The organism is Staphylococcus sp. HMSC069D12 (genome assembly GCF_001810405.1).
In the GTDB taxonomy this organism is placed as follows: domain Bacteria; phylum Bacillota; class Bacilli; order Staphylococcales; family Staphylococcaceae; genus Staphylococcus; species Staphylococcus haemolyticus.
In genome coordinates this window covers 107,559-124,168 of the sequence record NZ_KV801108.1, presented here as the reverse complement: position 1 = coordinate 124,168, position 16,610 = coordinate 107,559, and the positions used below count along the sequence as shown (strand labels likewise).

The window sequence follows — 16,610 nt, the reverse complement described above, 5'->3', positions numbered from 1 at the left end:
AAGGTAAGGTTCGCTACAGAAATAGTAACAACCTTACCTTTCACTTTATATACTCGCTTTATATGAATGTATAATTTCTAAGAATTTTGGGCAATAATGTTTCAATTTATAGCTACCAACACCATCTATTGATATCATTTCTTGTTTGGATTCTGGCTTGTGTTTAGCAAACTCTTCTAACGTGTAATCAGAAAAAATACTAACCGGTGCAATATCCAATTTCTCACTTAACTTACGTCGAACTTCAACTAATTCACTGTATAATACTCGATCTACACCTTCAACTGTATTGATATAGACTTTTTCTTTGGATTTTTGTTTAAATGGTGTCGTAAATACTTTCTCTTTATTGTTAAGTAACTTTTTAACACTTTCATCACATATTAAGATTTCATCATTTTCGTTTAAAAACCCTTTGAAGCGCAATTCATCAATTAAATGACTTAATTCTGAAGTGGTATAATCTTTCATCAAACCATGTGTTGTCAACTTATCATAATCATTATATTTAATATAATCACTTGTTTCTCCACGCAAGACTTGAATGATTATGCTATAGCTTTCTTTTTGACGCATGCGTGCGATACAACTAATGATCATTTTAGCTTCTTGCGTCATATCATATGTTTTATTTTGTTGAATGCAGCTACTACATTGCCCGCACTCTTCTAATTTTTCGTTAGGTTCAAAGTAATGTACTACAGTCGCTTCAAGGCATTTTTTCGTTTTCGTGTATTGAATCATTTTAGTGAGTTTCTCACCCATTTTATCCTTATAATCTTCATCAGCCTGTGAAACTGTAATAAAATATTCATGCAATCCTTTATCACGTTCACTAAATAAAAGAATGCATTCACTTTCTAATCCATCACGACCTGCACGGCCTGCCTCTTGATAATATGATTCTAAATCACCTGGCATATTATAGTGTATAACGTATCTAACATTTGATTTATCTATCCCCATACCAAAAGCATTTGTCGCTATAACAACCCTCACTTTATCATATACAAATTCGTTTTGAGCAGTCTCACGTTCTTTATTTGTTAAACCAGCATGATAAATTGCCGAAGAAACATTGATAACATCTAATGCTTCTTGTAACTCCTCAACTTGTTTACGTGTAGAGCAATAGATAATTCCTGCTTGTTCTTTATGTTTCTGCACATAATCTACAACAAATTTCTGACGTTGATAGGTAGGATTCACTTTAAAAATAAGATTCCGACGTTTCGTACTTGTTTTTACTTCATCTCGTCTATCGATGTTTAATTTTTCCATAATATCTTGTTGTACTTCTGCAGTAGCTGTTGCTGTTAGTGCAACGATTGTAAAGTTTTGAGGTAACGTGAATACTTTCTTAATTACACTTTGATAGCTAGGTCTAAAGTCATGCCCCCACTTAGAAATACAATGTGCCTCATCAAATGCGATAAGATGAATATCAATTCGACTTAATAAACTTAAAAAATATTGATTATCAAAACGTTCTGGCGCAACATATAAAAACTGAATATGACCTTTCATTAAATCATCTTCGATTTCTTTTTGTTGCTTCTTAGTTAAACTACTATTTAAGAATGCTGCTTTAATCCCCATTGCTTTAAGTTGATCAACTTGGTCTTTCATTAAAGATATTAGTGGACTAATTACAATTGTCGTTCCACCTAACATTAATCCAGGAACTTGGTAGCAAATTGATTTACCACCACCTGTAGGTAATACACCTAAAACATTATGATGATCCATTATTTTAGTAATGATTTCTTTTTGACCAGGTCTGAACTTGTCATACCCAAAATAATGCGATAATGTTGCTTTCATACTTTACATTCCCCTTATTGCTCTTTTAGTTCTTCTAATTCACTCCATCTCGTGATGTCTGTTTCATATGTTAGTTCTAATTGTTCTTTCTCTTCATTTAATTCTTTGATTTTGGCATAATCAGCACTGGCCTCAATCATCTCTTCATCTATTTCTTCTAAGCGTGTTTCAGTTTGTTCTATACGATCCATTAAAGTTTCGTATTCTCGTTTTTTCTTATAAGACAACCCTGATTTTTTTCGCACCGTTGTTTTTTGTTTTGGTTGTTGTGCTTGTTTCTCTAGTGCAACTAATTTATCCTGCTCTTTCTTATAAGACTCATAATCTTCAAAGGCACCTACAATACGTTCCATCTTTCCGTCATGAATATACCAGTACTCTTGAGCGACTTTATTTAAAAAATAGCGATCATGACTAACAGTTATAACTGAACCACCGAAACTACTAATATAATCTTCTAAAATAGTTAATGTTTCTGTATCTAAGTCATTTGTCGGTTCATCCAGTAACAGTACATTAGGTTGATGCACGAGTAATCTTAATAAATATAAGCGTTTTTGCTCTCCGCCTGATAATTTGTATATCTTCTTACCATGTGTTGAGCTTGGGAACAAGAAACGTTCTAGTAATTGAGTTACAGAAATTGAAGTTCCATCCTTCTCTTTAGCCACTTCACTCTCTTCTCGTAGGTAATCAATCATACGTATATCTCTATCTAACGTTTCTTCTGTTTGTTTAAAGTATGCTACTTTTACAGTTTGGCCAATTTTAAGTGTGCCTGTATAATCGTTCTCTTCTCCGCTTAAAATATTTAATAACGTGGTCTTTCCAGCTCCATTTGGCCCAACTATACCAATACGTTGCCCACTTTGAATAACTTCAGTAATATCTTCAAATAATGTTCTGCCGTTAATTTGTTTTGAAAGTTGTTCCAACTCATACACTTGTTTGCCTAATCTTGAATACGCTAGACTCAGTTGCCCTTTATCTTGAACGTGTTGAGCTTGTACTTCTGATTCCAAATCATTAAAACGATTGATACGCGCTTGTTGCTTTGTAGTTCTTGCCTTGGCGCCAGCTCTCATCCAAGCTAATTCTTGTTTATATAAAGCCTTTTGTTTTTCTTGTTGTTTTTGTTCAATAATTTCATTTTCTGCTCGCATTGCTATGTAATCTTCATAATTACCTGGATAAGATTTTAATTTACCTCGATCTAATTCAATGATTCTACTCGCAATTTCATTTAAAAAGTAACGATCATGGGTTACGAACAATACAGTATGAGGGTACTGCTTCACATAATTAATTAGCCATGTTATGGATTCAAAGTCTAGGTGGTTTGTAGGTTCGTCTAATAATAATAAATCAGGTTGTTCAATAAGCGTTTTAGCTAGCACAACACGTTTTTGTTGACCACCTGACAGTTCGTTCACCTTTTTAGTCGTATCATTAATACCTAGTTTAGATAATATGGTTTTAATTTCAGCATTATAATCCCATGCACTATTTTGGTCCATAGCCTCTTGTGCTTCCATCATCTTTTGAAAATGCGCGTCATCTTGTTGTTGTGTATATGCATTAACTGCTTCTTCGTAAGCTTTTATAATTTGAAGAGTCGTTGTGTCTGAGGTAAGTACAGCTTGAAAAACAGTCATATCTCCATCTAGATCCTGCTTTTGAGAAGAATACCGTATACGATATTGATTAGGATGCGTAATATCAGCTGTATAATCATCATCTATATTCCCGATAACTTTAAGTAGAGTACTTTTACCAGTACCATTTATTCCAACCAATCCTATTCTTTCATGTTCAGAAATAGATAGGTTTAAATCATCGAAAATGATTTTATCCGCATATGATTTATTTAAGTTCTCTATTTTATACGCTTCCATGCATCTACTTCCTTTTCCAAATTGAAATATCGAATTTTTTAAATATTTTTGATAAGCTTAAATCAGTTCTATATATTATACACCTTTTTAGGCTTAAATGATACAAGGAGACAAGAGTTATGATTGACTTTTTCGAAAATTTACCGCCTTATATACAGGCGCTTTTAGCAGGTATTATTACTTGGCTACTCACAGCATTAGGTGCTGCTTCTGTATTTATATTTAAATCCGTAAATGAACGAATACTAACATCTATGCAAGGATTTGCTGCGGGCATTATGATAGCTGCCAGCTTTTGGTCTTTATTACAACCCTCTATTGACTATGGTAAAGATGGTAGTTTACCTGCTTGGTTACCTGCTGCAATTGGCTTTTTATTTGGTGGTATCTTTATACGTGTCCTCGATTCAGTTATTCCTCATTTACATCAAAGAATTGGCGATAAGAGTCAGTACCGCGAGGGTGTTAAGACTTCTTTAAGTAAGAATACATTATTAGTACTAGCTATTACGTTACATAATATTCCAGAAGGACTATCGATTGGTGTTGCTTTTGGTGGTATAGCAACTGGAAATAGTCAAGCTACATTTCTAGGTGCTTTAGGGTTAGCAATTGGTATAGGAATACAAAACATTCCGGAAGGTGCAGCATTATCTATGCCTATTAGAGCGGCAGGCGCGTCTCGTTGGAAAGTGTTTAATTACGGACAAGCTTCTGCGATTGTAGAACCTATCTTTGCTACTATTGGCGCTGCATTGATTTTAGTTATTACACCTGTTTTACCTTATGCATTAGCTTTTGCAGCTGGAGCTATGATATTCGTTGTTGTTGAAGAACTTATACCTGACTCACAATCTGGTAACAACACGGATTTAGCAACACTAAGTCTAATGTTAGGCTTTACAATTATGATGATTTTAGATGTAGCGCTTGGATAAAATTTGCAATTATCACAGATATTTAAATTAACTATTAATCAGCAATTATTTAAATTACAACATCATTTAAGACATGTATCTATAGCATCAACTATATATTGCAACTCAACATGTTGCACATAATCAAAATCATATTAAAAAAGACAATTTCTATTTATTTCAATAGAAATTGTCTTTTTTCATTAGTCTAAAAAATTTATATTATAGACTCTACTTGATTATTTTTGGTTCCCTTTAGGACCAGTTTTGTATTCATATTTAGACGGGTCAATTTTTTTAAAATCAGGATTTTTATAGAATCTGAGCAAGTCACCATTTAAGACATTGTCACTCATTTCTAAATCTTTCTCAACCTGTTTCTTATTCTTATCTAAATCTTTAGGTTCCGTTTCTAATAATTCATTAGTTTTATTAGAATATGCTTTACCGTTTACATATTTGTAATCTTTCGTAATGAAATCACCATTACGGAATGGAATTACATCATTATGATCTTTAGATAACATGTCAGTACCAAACATTAAGAAGTTTTTAGAGTCTATTCCTACTAAATGTAATATAGTAGGCATAACATCCATTTGACCAGCATATGTCTTATCTACTGTACCTTCTTTACCAGGAATTTTTAGCCAGAAACCTGTACGGTTTAAGTCCATAAATTTCGCTGGCGTAATCTTTTCACCTAATAATTTTTCCATCGCATTATTATGGTTCTCTGAAATACCATAATGGTCACCATAAATCATAATAACTGAATCGTCGTATAAACCTTTCTTCTTAAGATCTGTTACGTACTCTTCAAGTGCTTGGTCTAAATAATGCGCTGTTTGAATGTAACCATCAACAGTTGAATCACCTGTATTAGGTTTATCAATATCTGCATCTTCCTCACTCAATGTGAATGGGTAGTGGTTTGTTAATGTAATTAAGTGTGAATAGAATGGTCCTTTCATTTTAGATTGATATTCTGCTGACTCTTTAAAGAACGGTTTATCTTTTAAACCTAAGTTAACAATATTATCGTCAGACATATCATAATATGTTGCATCGTAGAACTTATCAATACCAAAATGTTTATAAACTTGATCACGGTTCCAGAATGTTTTGTAGTCACCGTGCATAACATCAGAAGTATAACCTTGCTTTTGATCTAATATAGCAGGTAATGATTGGTAAGTATTATCACCTTTTAATGAATACGCAGAACCTTGTGGTAAACCATAAAGGCTGTTATCCATTGTGAACTCAGCGTCTGATGTTTTACCTTGACCAGTTTGATGGAAGAAGTTTGGATAATATCTAAAATCTTCGTTACCTGTCGATAATTTATTTAAGAACGGTGTTACTTCTTTACCATTCACCTTTTTATTGATTAAAAATGTTTGGAAACTTTCTAGATGTATTTTAATAATATTTTTCTTCTTAGCAGCACCAAAATACTCTGAATTTGGTGTTGTATTTTTTTGTTTCGTGTAATTCAATACTTTAGTTAGGTCATCTTCAGAAGCCAATGCTTTTTGTTGGTTATTCTGGATCGTTTTAACGCCATCATAAACTGTAAAGTTATATGGACCTAAATACTTCACTAAATATTTATGGTCAAACGTACGTGTTAATAACTCAGGACGATCTGTTTCAGCAAAAGCTAAGTTCAAGAAGAATAATGCTACTGAAGCAGCCATTACAACCGGTACAAACTTTTTACTGAAAACACGCTTATCTAACCAACTTCCTTTGAAAATAAGGATAAATAGATAAATAATAGTATCTATAAAGTAAACAAAGTCATACCATTTAAATGATGCCCCAACAGCACCACCCATAGACTCAACATTCCCCGCTTGGTTAAGTGTACTAAATGTTAAAAAGTCTGAGAAGAATCTAAAATAAACTACATTTGCATATAGCAAGAATGATAGTAAAAATCCTCCAATAAAGATGAACCAATATGCTTTTTTTCCTTTAAAGAATAAGAACACACTTAAAATAAGCGCGATTAAACTATATGGATTCATCAATAGTATTAAGTTTTGAACTAGTCCTTTAACACCCAAAGAAAAATCAACATAATATGAAAAATACGTCTTCAATGTCACTGTAAAAACAGTCAGTAAGAAAAACGCAAAAAGACTTATTTTCTTTTTGTGTAAACTCATGTATGTTTCCTCCGTTTATAGTTATTCAACTTTGAAGAAATGTTAAAGACTTAACCGAAGACTTAAACACTTACTCAAATATGACCGTTATGCAATTACTTACTAATTTTTAAATTTCGCTATTTTAATTTATTAAGAATATGTCATACACATACATTAAATACAAACGATAATTCACTCTTACATATTTGTCCCAATGACGAACTATCCGTTAGTAATGCCTTATGTATACAATGTTGGATGCTATTCTATTTAATTATTAATAAAATATTAACAAATTATGAACTTTGTAATATTATTGTAATATTGCCCGTAGTTCAATATATAAATATATAGTATTTTTACTCATTTATCAAGAAAAAACATCTTTATATATCGACATCTCAATAGTTTGTCACAAATATATACAAGTATAATGATGACGCACTGATTTATTTATTATAGCTTCTTATATGATATTTTTAATCAGACTATAGACCTACTCAATCTATTAAAAAAACCGTTTAAATAAGTCGTACATTTAATTAATTATTAACAGTTATTTCATCATTTCTAATTGCATTCTGAATTCAATGCCGTGAAACAGTTGATTCATCCAATTGCTAAATTTTACAACATTTTTTTCAGCGGTTTCAATATCAATAAATTGGAATTTCAAACGTGACCCTTGTGGTTTCTGTGCAAGTTTAGTCAAATGATAACTCGCAATCGTTCCAATTTGAGGGTAACTTCCTATTGTATAATGATCGTTTAATAAGATAATCGGTGTACCATCTCTTTTAACTTGAATCGTTCCTCTTTTAACAGATTGATGTGCAGGCATATCATCGTAATATGCTTTTATCTTCTCACCATCTAATAACATACCAACACGATTTGATTTATTAGTTACTTTATATTCGCTTTTAATAAAATGGGATTGCGTTTCCTTATCAAAGTCTTCAGTACCTTTATTAGCGATAACATGAAACACGTCAGAGATATAGTTGAACGACAATGCATAACCATCAATACCCCAATCAGTAGTACGCTTTTCTTTTAGATTTTCAAACAACTTATGATGACGTTCAGTATATTCTCTTTTCATTTCAACTTCATCGCCATTTTCAAGTTTACGCCCGTGATAGCCACCAATGTGAACATTTAAATCTGTAGAATTCGAACCCAGCCAACTGTCTAATTTAAATCCTCCACCTATAGCAAGATATACACGTGACGTTTTATTTGTTTCTTTAAAAGATAACACATCATCTTTACCTAAAAGGTATAGTTTATAAGGTTTTACTCGCAGGTTTTGTGTATAAGCTTCAAAATTTTGACCTGTTAATGCAATTAAAGTAGGTTCAGTGAATCGAATTTTAGCCATAATATGTGTCATTTCAAGTGTTGCTTCATTCTTGTCATTAGCGACAAGACGATTTGCTATTTCATGACCTAGCGTGTCTAAAGCTCCACACGGAATAACACCTGCATATTCATATCTATGACGCCCGAAATCTTGGAAACTACTAAACAATCCGGCTTTTTCTATTATGATTGACATGGTTTAAATTCTCCTAATTCAATATCTTTGCGTTTTTCTGGTTTGAAAGTGACATTATCTCCTAATTTTAGCAGTGTAAAATCTTCTTGTTCAGGAGTAAACAACGTTATAGGCGTGTACCCTATCACTAACCAATCATTATATGTATCAGTTGTAACAATCCCGCATTTTTTCCCTTCAATAATAACTGAACCTGCAGTAACAAGTTTCTTCTTATTACTTGTATGATTAACATACAATGCTTCATTCATTCCAGTTAAATATGGAAAGCCAGGAGCATAGCCCATCATAGAGACAAAGTAAGCATTACCAGAATGTAATTGAATAAATTCATCTTTTGTTAATTCGTAATACTCTAGCAAATCCTTTAAATCGGGACCAAATTCATCACCATGAATAATAGGAATTTCATAGGTCGTGCTCTCATCTTTGTTCATTTCTAATTGTTTTATTTCTTCTTGTATAGATGTTACTAATGCCTTCATATATTGAAAAGGTGAAGTAATATTATGATGTTTAATCATATCTCGAGCATCATAGCAAATCATCATATCTGATTCAGTAGGAACAATTTCAGTTATAAATGGTAAATCTTTCTTTAATAAATGATTACGTACTGCGATTAACTCAGTTGTTACATTTTTAGATACATCTTTTTCAACCGCAATTACAATTGCTTGATCTCCCTGACTATAAATCTTCATAACTCCACCTCAAAATAATTATATTTAATGATGATAAAATATATTTAGAAAATCAACCACATAAGGAATGATTGAATTAATTAAAAAATAAATGAATACACATTGAATTAAAACGGTAACGGTTGCCACAATACGTGCCTTAATGAGTGCATTATTATTTAAATATCGATCTGCTAAATATTTACTTATCACATTTAAAATCACAATAATTACAACCCATAATATTGCCATAATTCACTCCGTTAGTTCGTTTTTATCAATAAATACGCATATATTTCCAATATTATTTTATAGATAAATAGACACATCGGCAACCTCTCGTAAACTATTTAGTAAATAGATACGTACCTGCTGATTATTTAATTTCTCACTGAGTTCTGTTTTAGTATAATTTTTGATTGAAAGTTTTCCTTCATCTATAAGAGATTGACGCATGCACCCCAATAAAAAGTCGTTGTCATAACTCGGCGTATAGCATGTACCATCTTCCTCTATCATGATATTACCAATATCAAATTCCAGAATTTTACCTTTTTCATCATATAATAATATTAAATCTGTCTCATGATCGTGTGTTAAATGCTGGCGTTCTGTAGTTTTGTTAATGATATATCGTTCGTTATAATGCGTTTGAACTTGCTGAAATTTAGCCGTAAATAGCGACTTTTGAGATAAAGGTTTAATTACATAATTCATATCGCCAGTTTTATCTATTTCTATTTTAAGTCGGAACGTGCCCTGTTGATGATTTTTTATAATCTTTTTTACAAGATGTAACCAGTTCTCCTTTGAAAAGGCATAACCCAAACGTCCACATGATTGTTGTATTCGATTAATATGATATTGAAGTCTTGGAATTTCACCATTTTCCAGACGCATCGTTTCAAACAAATTCATTTATAACATCTCCAATATCTTTGTTTTATCTCGAAACTCTTGTACTTCTTTTTCAGGTATAGAATCAATTGTAATACCTGCACCTACACCGTAATGAACTTTCTCATTTCGATACTCAAGCGTTCTAATTGGAATATTAAATATCATTTTATCATCCGGAGATAATAATCCAATTGTGCCACAATAAATATTTCTAGGATTAGGCTCAAGCGCTTTAATGTATGACATCGTATTAAGTTTCGGTGCGCCCGTAATGGAACCACATGGAAACAGCGCTTTTAAAATATCAGTCAAACTCGTTTCGGCTTCTAATCGACCCGAGACCATACTCGTCATTTGATAAACAGTCTTATAACTTTCTATAAAGAATGGCTTATTAACGTGTATAGTTCCTGGCTTAGAAATTCTAGAAATATCATTACGCAATAAATCAACAATCATTACATTTTCAGCACGATCTTTAAGAGAGTTTTTCAATATGTCATAATTCATCAAATCTTCATCTTTATTAATACTACGTGGCATTGTCCCTTTCATCGGTTTACTTACGACTACATTTTCTTGGTTATTAAATGCTCCTTTTTGAAAGAATAATTCAGGAGAAATTGAGGCAACTTTAATCTCTTCTACATCTAATAATGCAGTATAACCACCATTATTTGTCTGGGTTAAATAATAATATAAATCAGAGATTGGGTAATGGATATCACTAACTAAACGCGTTGTATAGTTCACTTGATACGTTTCTCCATCAGTGATTGCGTCTTGAACTTGTTTGATCTTATCTTGCATTTCTGCATCACTCTCCAAAAAGCGAAACTGATGTTTAGGTATGTAGCTTTGTGAAAGATTGTTAGACAGATGTTTAGCCATATTAGGATTGAAACTATATGCAAGAGCTATGACTTGATTATTATCCAATTCATGCGTAGCCATTTCCTGATTAAAAAATTTTGCCGCTTCATATGTAAGATAAAGTGCTACGTAACGTCCGTTTGATTGTTCATCTTGAGCAAAGCGAACTACTGCACCGATGTCATTCAAAGTGTAAGCCACCTTTTTAGAGGCATACGTGCCAAAATTCAATGCTACTGTTTCAAAATGGTCAGGTGTCGTATAGTATCGATAATTAAATGCGATTTTCATAGTCTATCCCCACTTTTTCTAAAAATAGTCGTATCTGTTCATGACCATATTCACTTAAAATAGATTCAGGATGATACTGAACGCCATAAATAGGATATTTATTATGTTCAAAAGCCATTATAATCCCCTCTTCGTTATAAGCTGTCATATTTAAAACGGTAGGAATATGATTTTTATCTGCAATGAGTGAATGATATCTCATTACTTCAAACGATTGAGGTAGTCCTTTAAATAGTCCAGTTCCTCTATGAGTTAACGTTGTGGTATGACCGTGAACCGGCTTTAATCCATGAATAATAGTACCTCCATAATATTCATAAATAAATTGGAAACCTAAACAAACACCTAATATAGGAATTTCACCCTCAAATTGATTCATAATTTCAATTAAAATTGGATAGTCACTAGGTTTACCTGGACCTGGCGAGATGACAATTGCCTCTACGTTAGATGACCTTAATAGATCAACGGAAACGTCATCTACCTCGTATACAACTATCCCTTTATCAGTTTCTGTCTTAAAATAATCTATTAAATTATATGTAAATGAATCTTTATTATCTATAACTATAATCATTTATGTCGCTCCAACTCTATGTTAAATAACTTCATCTATAACCTTATTATAATTAATAATTTTTTGAAAATGTAAGGGTTTACTATTTATATTACTTTAAAATATAGCTTGATTTTAAGAAGTGAATATATTACGCTAACTAGCGTACTAAAAACTCAAAAGAGGTTCCTAGCTGAAACCCTCTATAAAAAACTAGACAATAATCGAAATATTTAGTTTGAAGGTAACATTACTTTTATATAACTAGTTGAAATGTTTCTAAGTCTATCTTTTTTATAGAGATAGACTTTTTTTATGTTCTCATGGCTAGGTTAGAGACAGCATAAAGTATGATCTAATCTTTTCAAAAAAGGAGAATATTCATGACAAATCAAAATTTAAACAAGGACAAAGCCATTGTAGTATTTAGCGGGGGGCAAGATAGCACAACGTGTTTATTTTACGCTAAAAAACATTTTAAAGATGTTGAATTGGTAACATTTAATTACGGTCAACGACATGATGCAGAAATTGAAGTTGCTACACGCATCGCAAAAGAGCAAAATTTAAAACATCATATTTTAGATATGTCACTATTATCACAATTAACTCCAAACGCCTTAACACAACATGATATGGACATTGAAACTGGTGAAGACGGTATTCCAAACACGTTTGTACCAGCACGTAATTTATTATTCTTATCATTTGCTGGTGCATTAGCTTATCAACGCAATGCCAAACATATTATTACCGGGGTTTGTGAAACGGACTTTTCAGGTTATCCAGACTGTCGTGATAGCTTTATTAAATCAATGAATGTAACGCTTAGTTTATCTATGGATAAAAACTTTGTTATTCATACCCCTTTAATGTGGTTAGACAAAGCACAGACATGGGAACTTAGTGACGAATTAGGTGTTCTAGATTATATTCGACACAATACACTTACATGCTATAACGGTGTTATTGGTGATGGTTGTGGAGAATGTCCAGCATGTCAATTAAGACAACGTGGTCTACAACATTATTTAGAAATAAAAGGAGCGAATTAAAATGATTCAACAACTTTATCCGTCAGTTACCCACCCCTATAGTTTTGAACTTAATAAAGATTTTAATTTTTCAGCCGCGCATTACATTCCAAGTGAAGATGCCGGTAAATGTATGAGAACACATGGACATACTTACTTTGTTAATTTAACAATTGCAGGGGATAAACTTGATCATAATGGTTTCTTAATCAATTTTAGTGATTTAAAAAAACTAATCCACGACCAATTCGATCACTACTTATTAAATGATTTACCTCAACTTAAAGATAAGAGTCCTTCAACTGAAGTTGTAGCTCAAACAATATATAAAATGGTCCAAACTCATCTACAAAACTGTGATAATCAACCTCAATGTGTTCAAGTTTATCTACGTGAAACGCCGACTAGTTATGTCGTATATCGCCCAAAGGAGTATAAATAATGGCTGCTAAAATTCCAGTACTAGAAATTTTTGGACCTACGATTCAAGGTGAAGGACGTGTTATAGGTCGCAAAACGATGTTTGTTAGAACTGCAGGCTGTGATTATCGTTGTAGTTGGTGTGACTCTGCTTTCACTTGGGATGGAAGTGCTAAAGAAGACATTCAGTTAATGACAGCTGAAGAAATATATAATCAACTGAAAAAAATCGGCGGTGACTGTTTTGATCACGTTACGATATCTGGAGGTAACCCAGCACTAATTAAAAGTATACAAGATTTAGTGGATTTATTTGAAGAAAAACAGATATACACTGCTTTAGAAACTCAAGGAAGTAAATTCCAACCATGGATGAGACAAATTAACGATTTAACTATAAGTCCTAAACCACCAAGCTCTAATATGAAACCTAACATTGACATATTAGATAGTGTAATCGAACAATGCATTGAATCAACACTTAATTTAAAGGTCGTTATTTTTGATGATGATGATTACGAATTCGCCAAAATGATACATCATCGCTACCCAAACATTCCTTTTTACTTACAAGTAGGTAATCCCTACCTAGATGATGATGTTGACAACCATACAGAGAAACTTTTGAATCGATATGAAGCATTAGTTGATAGAGTGATGGCTAGTAATGCTATGAACCAAGTTTATGTTTTACCACAGTTGCATACGTTATTGTGGAGTAACAAAAAAGGTGTTTAATAATTACTTTATAAATGAAAAATATTTTTTAAGTGTTTTGAAATGATTAAGTTTGTTTTAATTGGTATAATGTTCTAATGAACTATGTGAGATAGGAGTACAGCATGATTATATATGTATTAATTAATATCGCCGTAGTGCTTGGTGTACTCGGCTTTGACTTATATAAGCACCAATTCAAGCAACTTAAATTTAGCTCCGTATTAATAGCAATAACGATTAACGCTTTAATTAATGCTATCGTCATCGACAAATTTAATTTTATAACATTATGCTCAATCGCTTTTTTTATATGTTGGTTGGGACTTCAATATTACTTGAATCATCAACACTATACACTTGTTATTTATGAGTATAAATCTATTGCCTTGATATTTTCTATCATAATAAGTTGCTCATTATTTATTACCTATGGATCAAGTGATCAATCAATTTACATGTCTGTTCCATACTTAGCGCCAACAATATTCTTAATAGGTGCTAGTGCGATATTTTTAGGTACTTTCTCTAGAGGAGAACTTGGAATTTTTAAATTTATAAAAAAGCTTAAATTTCCAATTACTATAGGCTATATGCTTATTATAATTTCGATTGTATTATTAACTATTTTGACACCATTCTGGTATATCTTCTTAATCATTTACATTCTTTTAGGTATCTATCTAGCATGGCAACTTAAAAATACTAATTTAAAACCTCATATAGAAAATAATTAAACGCTTGAAGTTTCATCATTTAAAACTTCAAGCGTTTATTTTGATTTTTATTAATGTACTTTTTCTTTCTCTTGCTCTACTACTTTGAGATCGTGCGTTGGTTCTTTTAAATTTGATGCTTGCACAATATATTTAGGTCGTTGCTTAACTTCATAGTAAATTCGTCCAATATATTCACCTACTACACCAATAGAAATCAATTGAATTCCGCCAATAAGTAATACCGCAGCTATCGTTGTAAAATAACCAGGATTATTAATGCCATTGACCATTATACCTATCAGCAGATACAAGATATAAACGATACTTAAACTGAATATCGTCATTCCTAGATAAATCATCGCACGTAAAGGTTTATTATTAAATGAAATTAGCCCATCAATACCATAATTTAATAATTTAGTGAATGTCCATTTAGAATGACCCGCTTCTCGTTCTACATTTTGATATGTAAAGATTTTAGTATTATAACCAATCCATTCAAATAAACCTTTTGAAAAGCGGTTATATTCTTTAAGAGAAGCCATTGCTTTAACTGCACGCTGACTCAATAATCTAAAGTCACCGACACCGTCTATGAATTCAATGTCTTCGACAAAGCTATTTATCAATTTATAATATAACTTAGTCATTGACTTACGGGCTATGTTCTCTCCTGTTCGATCTCGCTTAGCAATAACTTGGTCATACCCCTCTTGGAATCCTTCTATCATTTGTGGAATGAATTCTGGTGGATGTTGTAAATCTCCATCTACCATCACCACAGCATCACATTCCACACTATGTTGAAAACCAGCTATCATTGCTGATTCTTTACCAAAATTTCGGCTGAAAGAAATATATTTAACATGTAGATCTAAGCTTGCTAAATATTGAACATGGTCGATTGTGTTATCTTTACTACCATCGTCGACAAATAAAAGGTCATAATCATACCCTTTGTCCAAACTATCTTTCATCAAAATTTCAGTCAATTTGTCGTAAGTTTTTGTTACGACTTCACCTTCGTTAAAACAAGGCACAATGACTCTGATTTTCATTAAATTACATCCTTTTCATCATTCTTAGTACTATTTTATCAATAAAATAAATAACTATTCTACTAAAAACTATGCAATTAACAAATAATTAATAAAAATTAAATAAAAAATATACAATCATTTTATAATTTTCAATGTCTGATTCCATTTAATAGAAACCAATTTATTTCAAATCACCTATACTCACTTCATCAGGATCTTTACCTTGACGCGCATTGCGATTTAAACTATCTATTTCAGCTATTTCTGTTAGTTCTAGGTTGAAATCAAATATATCATGATTTTCTCTTATACGTGATGGTGTTTTAGATTTTGGAATGACAACACGATTATGTGCCACGTGCCAACGTAATACGATTTGCGCTGGTGTTTTATCATACGCTTTTGCTAGTTTTGTTATAGTAGGATCGTCTAACAATCCTCTGTTTCTCATTAATGGCATCCATGCAGTAACTACTATATCATGCTTATCACAGAAATCTTGGACTTCCTGTTGATTAAAGTAAGGATGTACTTCAATTTGATTAACTTGTGGTACAATATTAGTTTCACGCATTAATTTTTCTAAGTGATGCACTTTGAAGTTACATACTCCAATTGCTTTTATTTTACCTTCTTCATATAATTTTTCTAATGCCTTATATGTTTCAATATAAAGTTCATTTTTTTCGCAAGGCCAGTGAATTAAATATAAATCGATATATTCTAAACCTAAATTATTTAATGAGCGATTAAAATACTCAAGTGTACTATCATAACCTTGATGGTCGTTCCATAGTTTAGTTGTAATAAACAAGTCTTCACGAGGCACTCCACTATTTTTTAGTGCTTTACCGAGTGCTTCTTCATTGTTATAAAAATATGCTGTATCAAATGCACGATAACCATCATCTAATGCAGCTTGAATCGCTGTTTCCATTTCTTCATCTGTAACCTTATAGACACCTAAGCCAAGTCTCGGCATCGGATAACCATTGTTTAAAATTTGTGTGTCATTTACCAT

General features: G+C 32.0%; 16 protein-coding genes and 1 riboswitch. Of the genes, 5 read left to right on the top strand and 11 right to left on the bottom strand.

Annotation, left to right across the window (positions count from 1 at the left end; genetic code table 11):
• Nucleotides 1-45: 45 nt before the first annotated feature.
• Both recQ and HMPREF2737_RS06365 read right to left on the bottom strand, forming a co-directional pair.
• On the bottom strand, nt 46-1,824 hold the full coding sequence (gene recQ, locus HMPREF2737_RS06370) for a DNA helicase RecQ (RefSeq protein ID WP_037548493.1): 1,779 nt from the start codon (nt 1,822-1,824) through the stop codon (nt 46-48).
• A 14-nt stretch (nt 1,825-1,838) separates the two neighbouring features.
• Complete coding sequence (locus HMPREF2737_RS06365; protein ID WP_037548490.1) at nt 1,839-3,719, bottom strand: ABC-F family ATP-binding cassette domain-containing protein; 1,881 nt, start codon at nt 3,717-3,719, stop codon at nt 1,839-1,841.
• A 119-nt stretch (nt 3,720-3,838) separates the two neighbouring features.
• Between HMPREF2737_RS06365 and HMPREF2737_RS06360 the strand changes: the two genes are divergently transcribed.
• Nucleotides 3,839-4,657 (top strand): ZIP family metal transporter, encoded by an 819-nt coding sequence (locus HMPREF2737_RS06360; RefSeq protein WP_037548488.1) that lies wholly within the window; start codon nt 3,839-3,841, stop codon nt 4,655-4,657.
• A 218-nt stretch (nt 4,658-4,875) separates the two neighbouring features.
• Here the strand turns inward: HMPREF2737_RS06360 and ltaS are convergent, their stop codons facing one another.
• The 7 genes from ltaS to HMPREF2737_RS06325 form a co-directional block, all read right to left on the bottom strand.
• Nucleotides 4,876-6,813 (bottom strand): polyglycerol-phosphate lipoteichoic acid synthase LtaS, encoded by a 1,938-nt coding sequence (ltaS, locus tag HMPREF2737_RS06355; protein WP_037548486.1) that lies wholly within the window; start codon nt 6,811-6,813, stop codon nt 4,876-4,878.
• 538 nt (nt 6,814-7,351) lie between these two features.
• Nucleotides 7,352-8,356, bottom strand: coding sequence for a 5-oxoprolinase subunit C family protein (locus HMPREF2737_RS06350; protein ID WP_037548485.1), 1,005 nt, complete (start codon nt 8,354-8,356; stop codon nt 7,352-7,354).
• Entirely contained in the window at nt 8,344-9,060 is a 717-nt protein-coding gene (locus HMPREF2737_RS06345) for a 5-oxoprolinase subunit B family protein (protein WP_037548484.1), read from the bottom strand. Before HMPREF2737_RS06345 ends, HMPREF2737_RS06350 begins: the two co-directional genes overlap by 13 nt.
• Nucleotides 9,061-9,084: 24 nt before the next feature.
• A complete protein-coding gene (locus tag HMPREF2737_RS06340) occupies nt 9,085-9,291 on the bottom strand; it encodes a hypothetical protein (protein ID WP_037548483.1) in 207 nt (68 codons plus the stop codon).
• Between the two features lie 57 nt (nt 9,292-9,348).
• A complete protein-coding gene (locus tag HMPREF2737_RS06335) occupies nt 9,349-9,957 on the bottom strand; it encodes an aminotransferase class IV (protein ID WP_037548482.1) in 609 nt (202 codons plus the stop codon).
• Nucleotides 9,958-11,103, bottom strand: a complete 1,146-nt coding sequence (gene pabB, locus HMPREF2737_RS06330) for an aminodeoxychorismate synthase component I (RefSeq protein WP_037548478.1) — start codon at nt 11,101-11,103, stop codon at nt 9,958-9,960.
• Nucleotides 11,087-11,680 carry an anthranilate synthase component II gene (locus tag HMPREF2737_RS06325; protein WP_037548470.1) on the bottom strand — a complete coding sequence of 198 codons (594 nt, stop codon included), beginning with the start codon at nt 11,678-11,680 and terminating at the stop codon, nt 11,087-11,089. Before HMPREF2737_RS06325 ends, pabB begins: the two co-directional genes overlap by 17 nt.
• A 155-nt stretch (nt 11,681-11,835) precedes the next feature.
• A riboswitch (PreQ1 riboswitch) is annotated at nt 11,836-11,882 on the top strand.
• Nucleotides 11,883-12,042: 160 nt separating this feature from the next.
• Here HMPREF2737_RS06325 and queC point away from each other — a divergent pair.
• The 4 genes from queC (at nt 12,043) to HMPREF2737_RS06305 (ending at nt 14,567) form a co-directional block, all read left to right on the top strand.
• Complete coding sequence (gene queC, locus HMPREF2737_RS06320) at nt 12,043-12,714, top strand: 7-cyano-7-deazaguanine synthase QueC (RefSeq protein WP_037548468.1); 672 nt, start codon at nt 12,043-12,045, stop codon at nt 12,712-12,714.
• A 1-nt stretch (nt 12,715) separates the two neighbouring features.
• Nucleotides 12,716-13,135 carry a 6-carboxytetrahydropterin synthase QueD gene (queD, locus tag HMPREF2737_RS06315; protein ID WP_037548465.1) on the top strand — a complete coding sequence of 140 codons (420 nt, stop codon included), beginning with the start codon at nt 12,716-12,718 and terminating at the stop codon, nt 13,133-13,135.
• Nucleotides 13,135-13,851 (top strand): 7-carboxy-7-deazaguanine synthase QueE, encoded by a 717-nt coding sequence (gene queE / locus HMPREF2737_RS06310; protein ID WP_037548462.1) that lies wholly within the window; start codon nt 13,135-13,137, stop codon nt 13,849-13,851. The genes queD and queE overlap by 1 nt, the downstream gene beginning before the upstream one ends.
• Nucleotides 13,852-13,955: 104 nt before the next feature.
• Entirely contained in the window at nt 13,956-14,567 is a 612-nt protein-coding gene (locus HMPREF2737_RS06305) for a DUF2273 domain-containing protein (protein WP_037548459.1), read from the top strand.
• 50 nt (nt 14,568-14,617) lie between these two features.
• On the opposite strand, the gene HMPREF2737_RS06300 is transcribed toward HMPREF2737_RS06305, so the two are convergent.
• Both HMPREF2737_RS06300 and HMPREF2737_RS06295 read right to left on the bottom strand, forming a co-directional pair.
• Nucleotides 14,618-15,607 (bottom strand): glycosyltransferase family 2 protein, encoded by a 990-nt coding sequence (locus HMPREF2737_RS06300; RefSeq protein WP_037548456.1) that lies wholly within the window; start codon nt 15,605-15,607, stop codon nt 14,618-14,620.
• Nucleotides 15,608-15,770: 163 nt separating this feature from the next.
• Nucleotides 15,771-16,610, bottom strand: a complete 840-nt coding sequence (locus HMPREF2737_RS06295) for an aldo/keto reductase (RefSeq protein ID WP_011276452.1) — start codon at nt 16,608-16,610, stop codon at nt 15,771-15,773.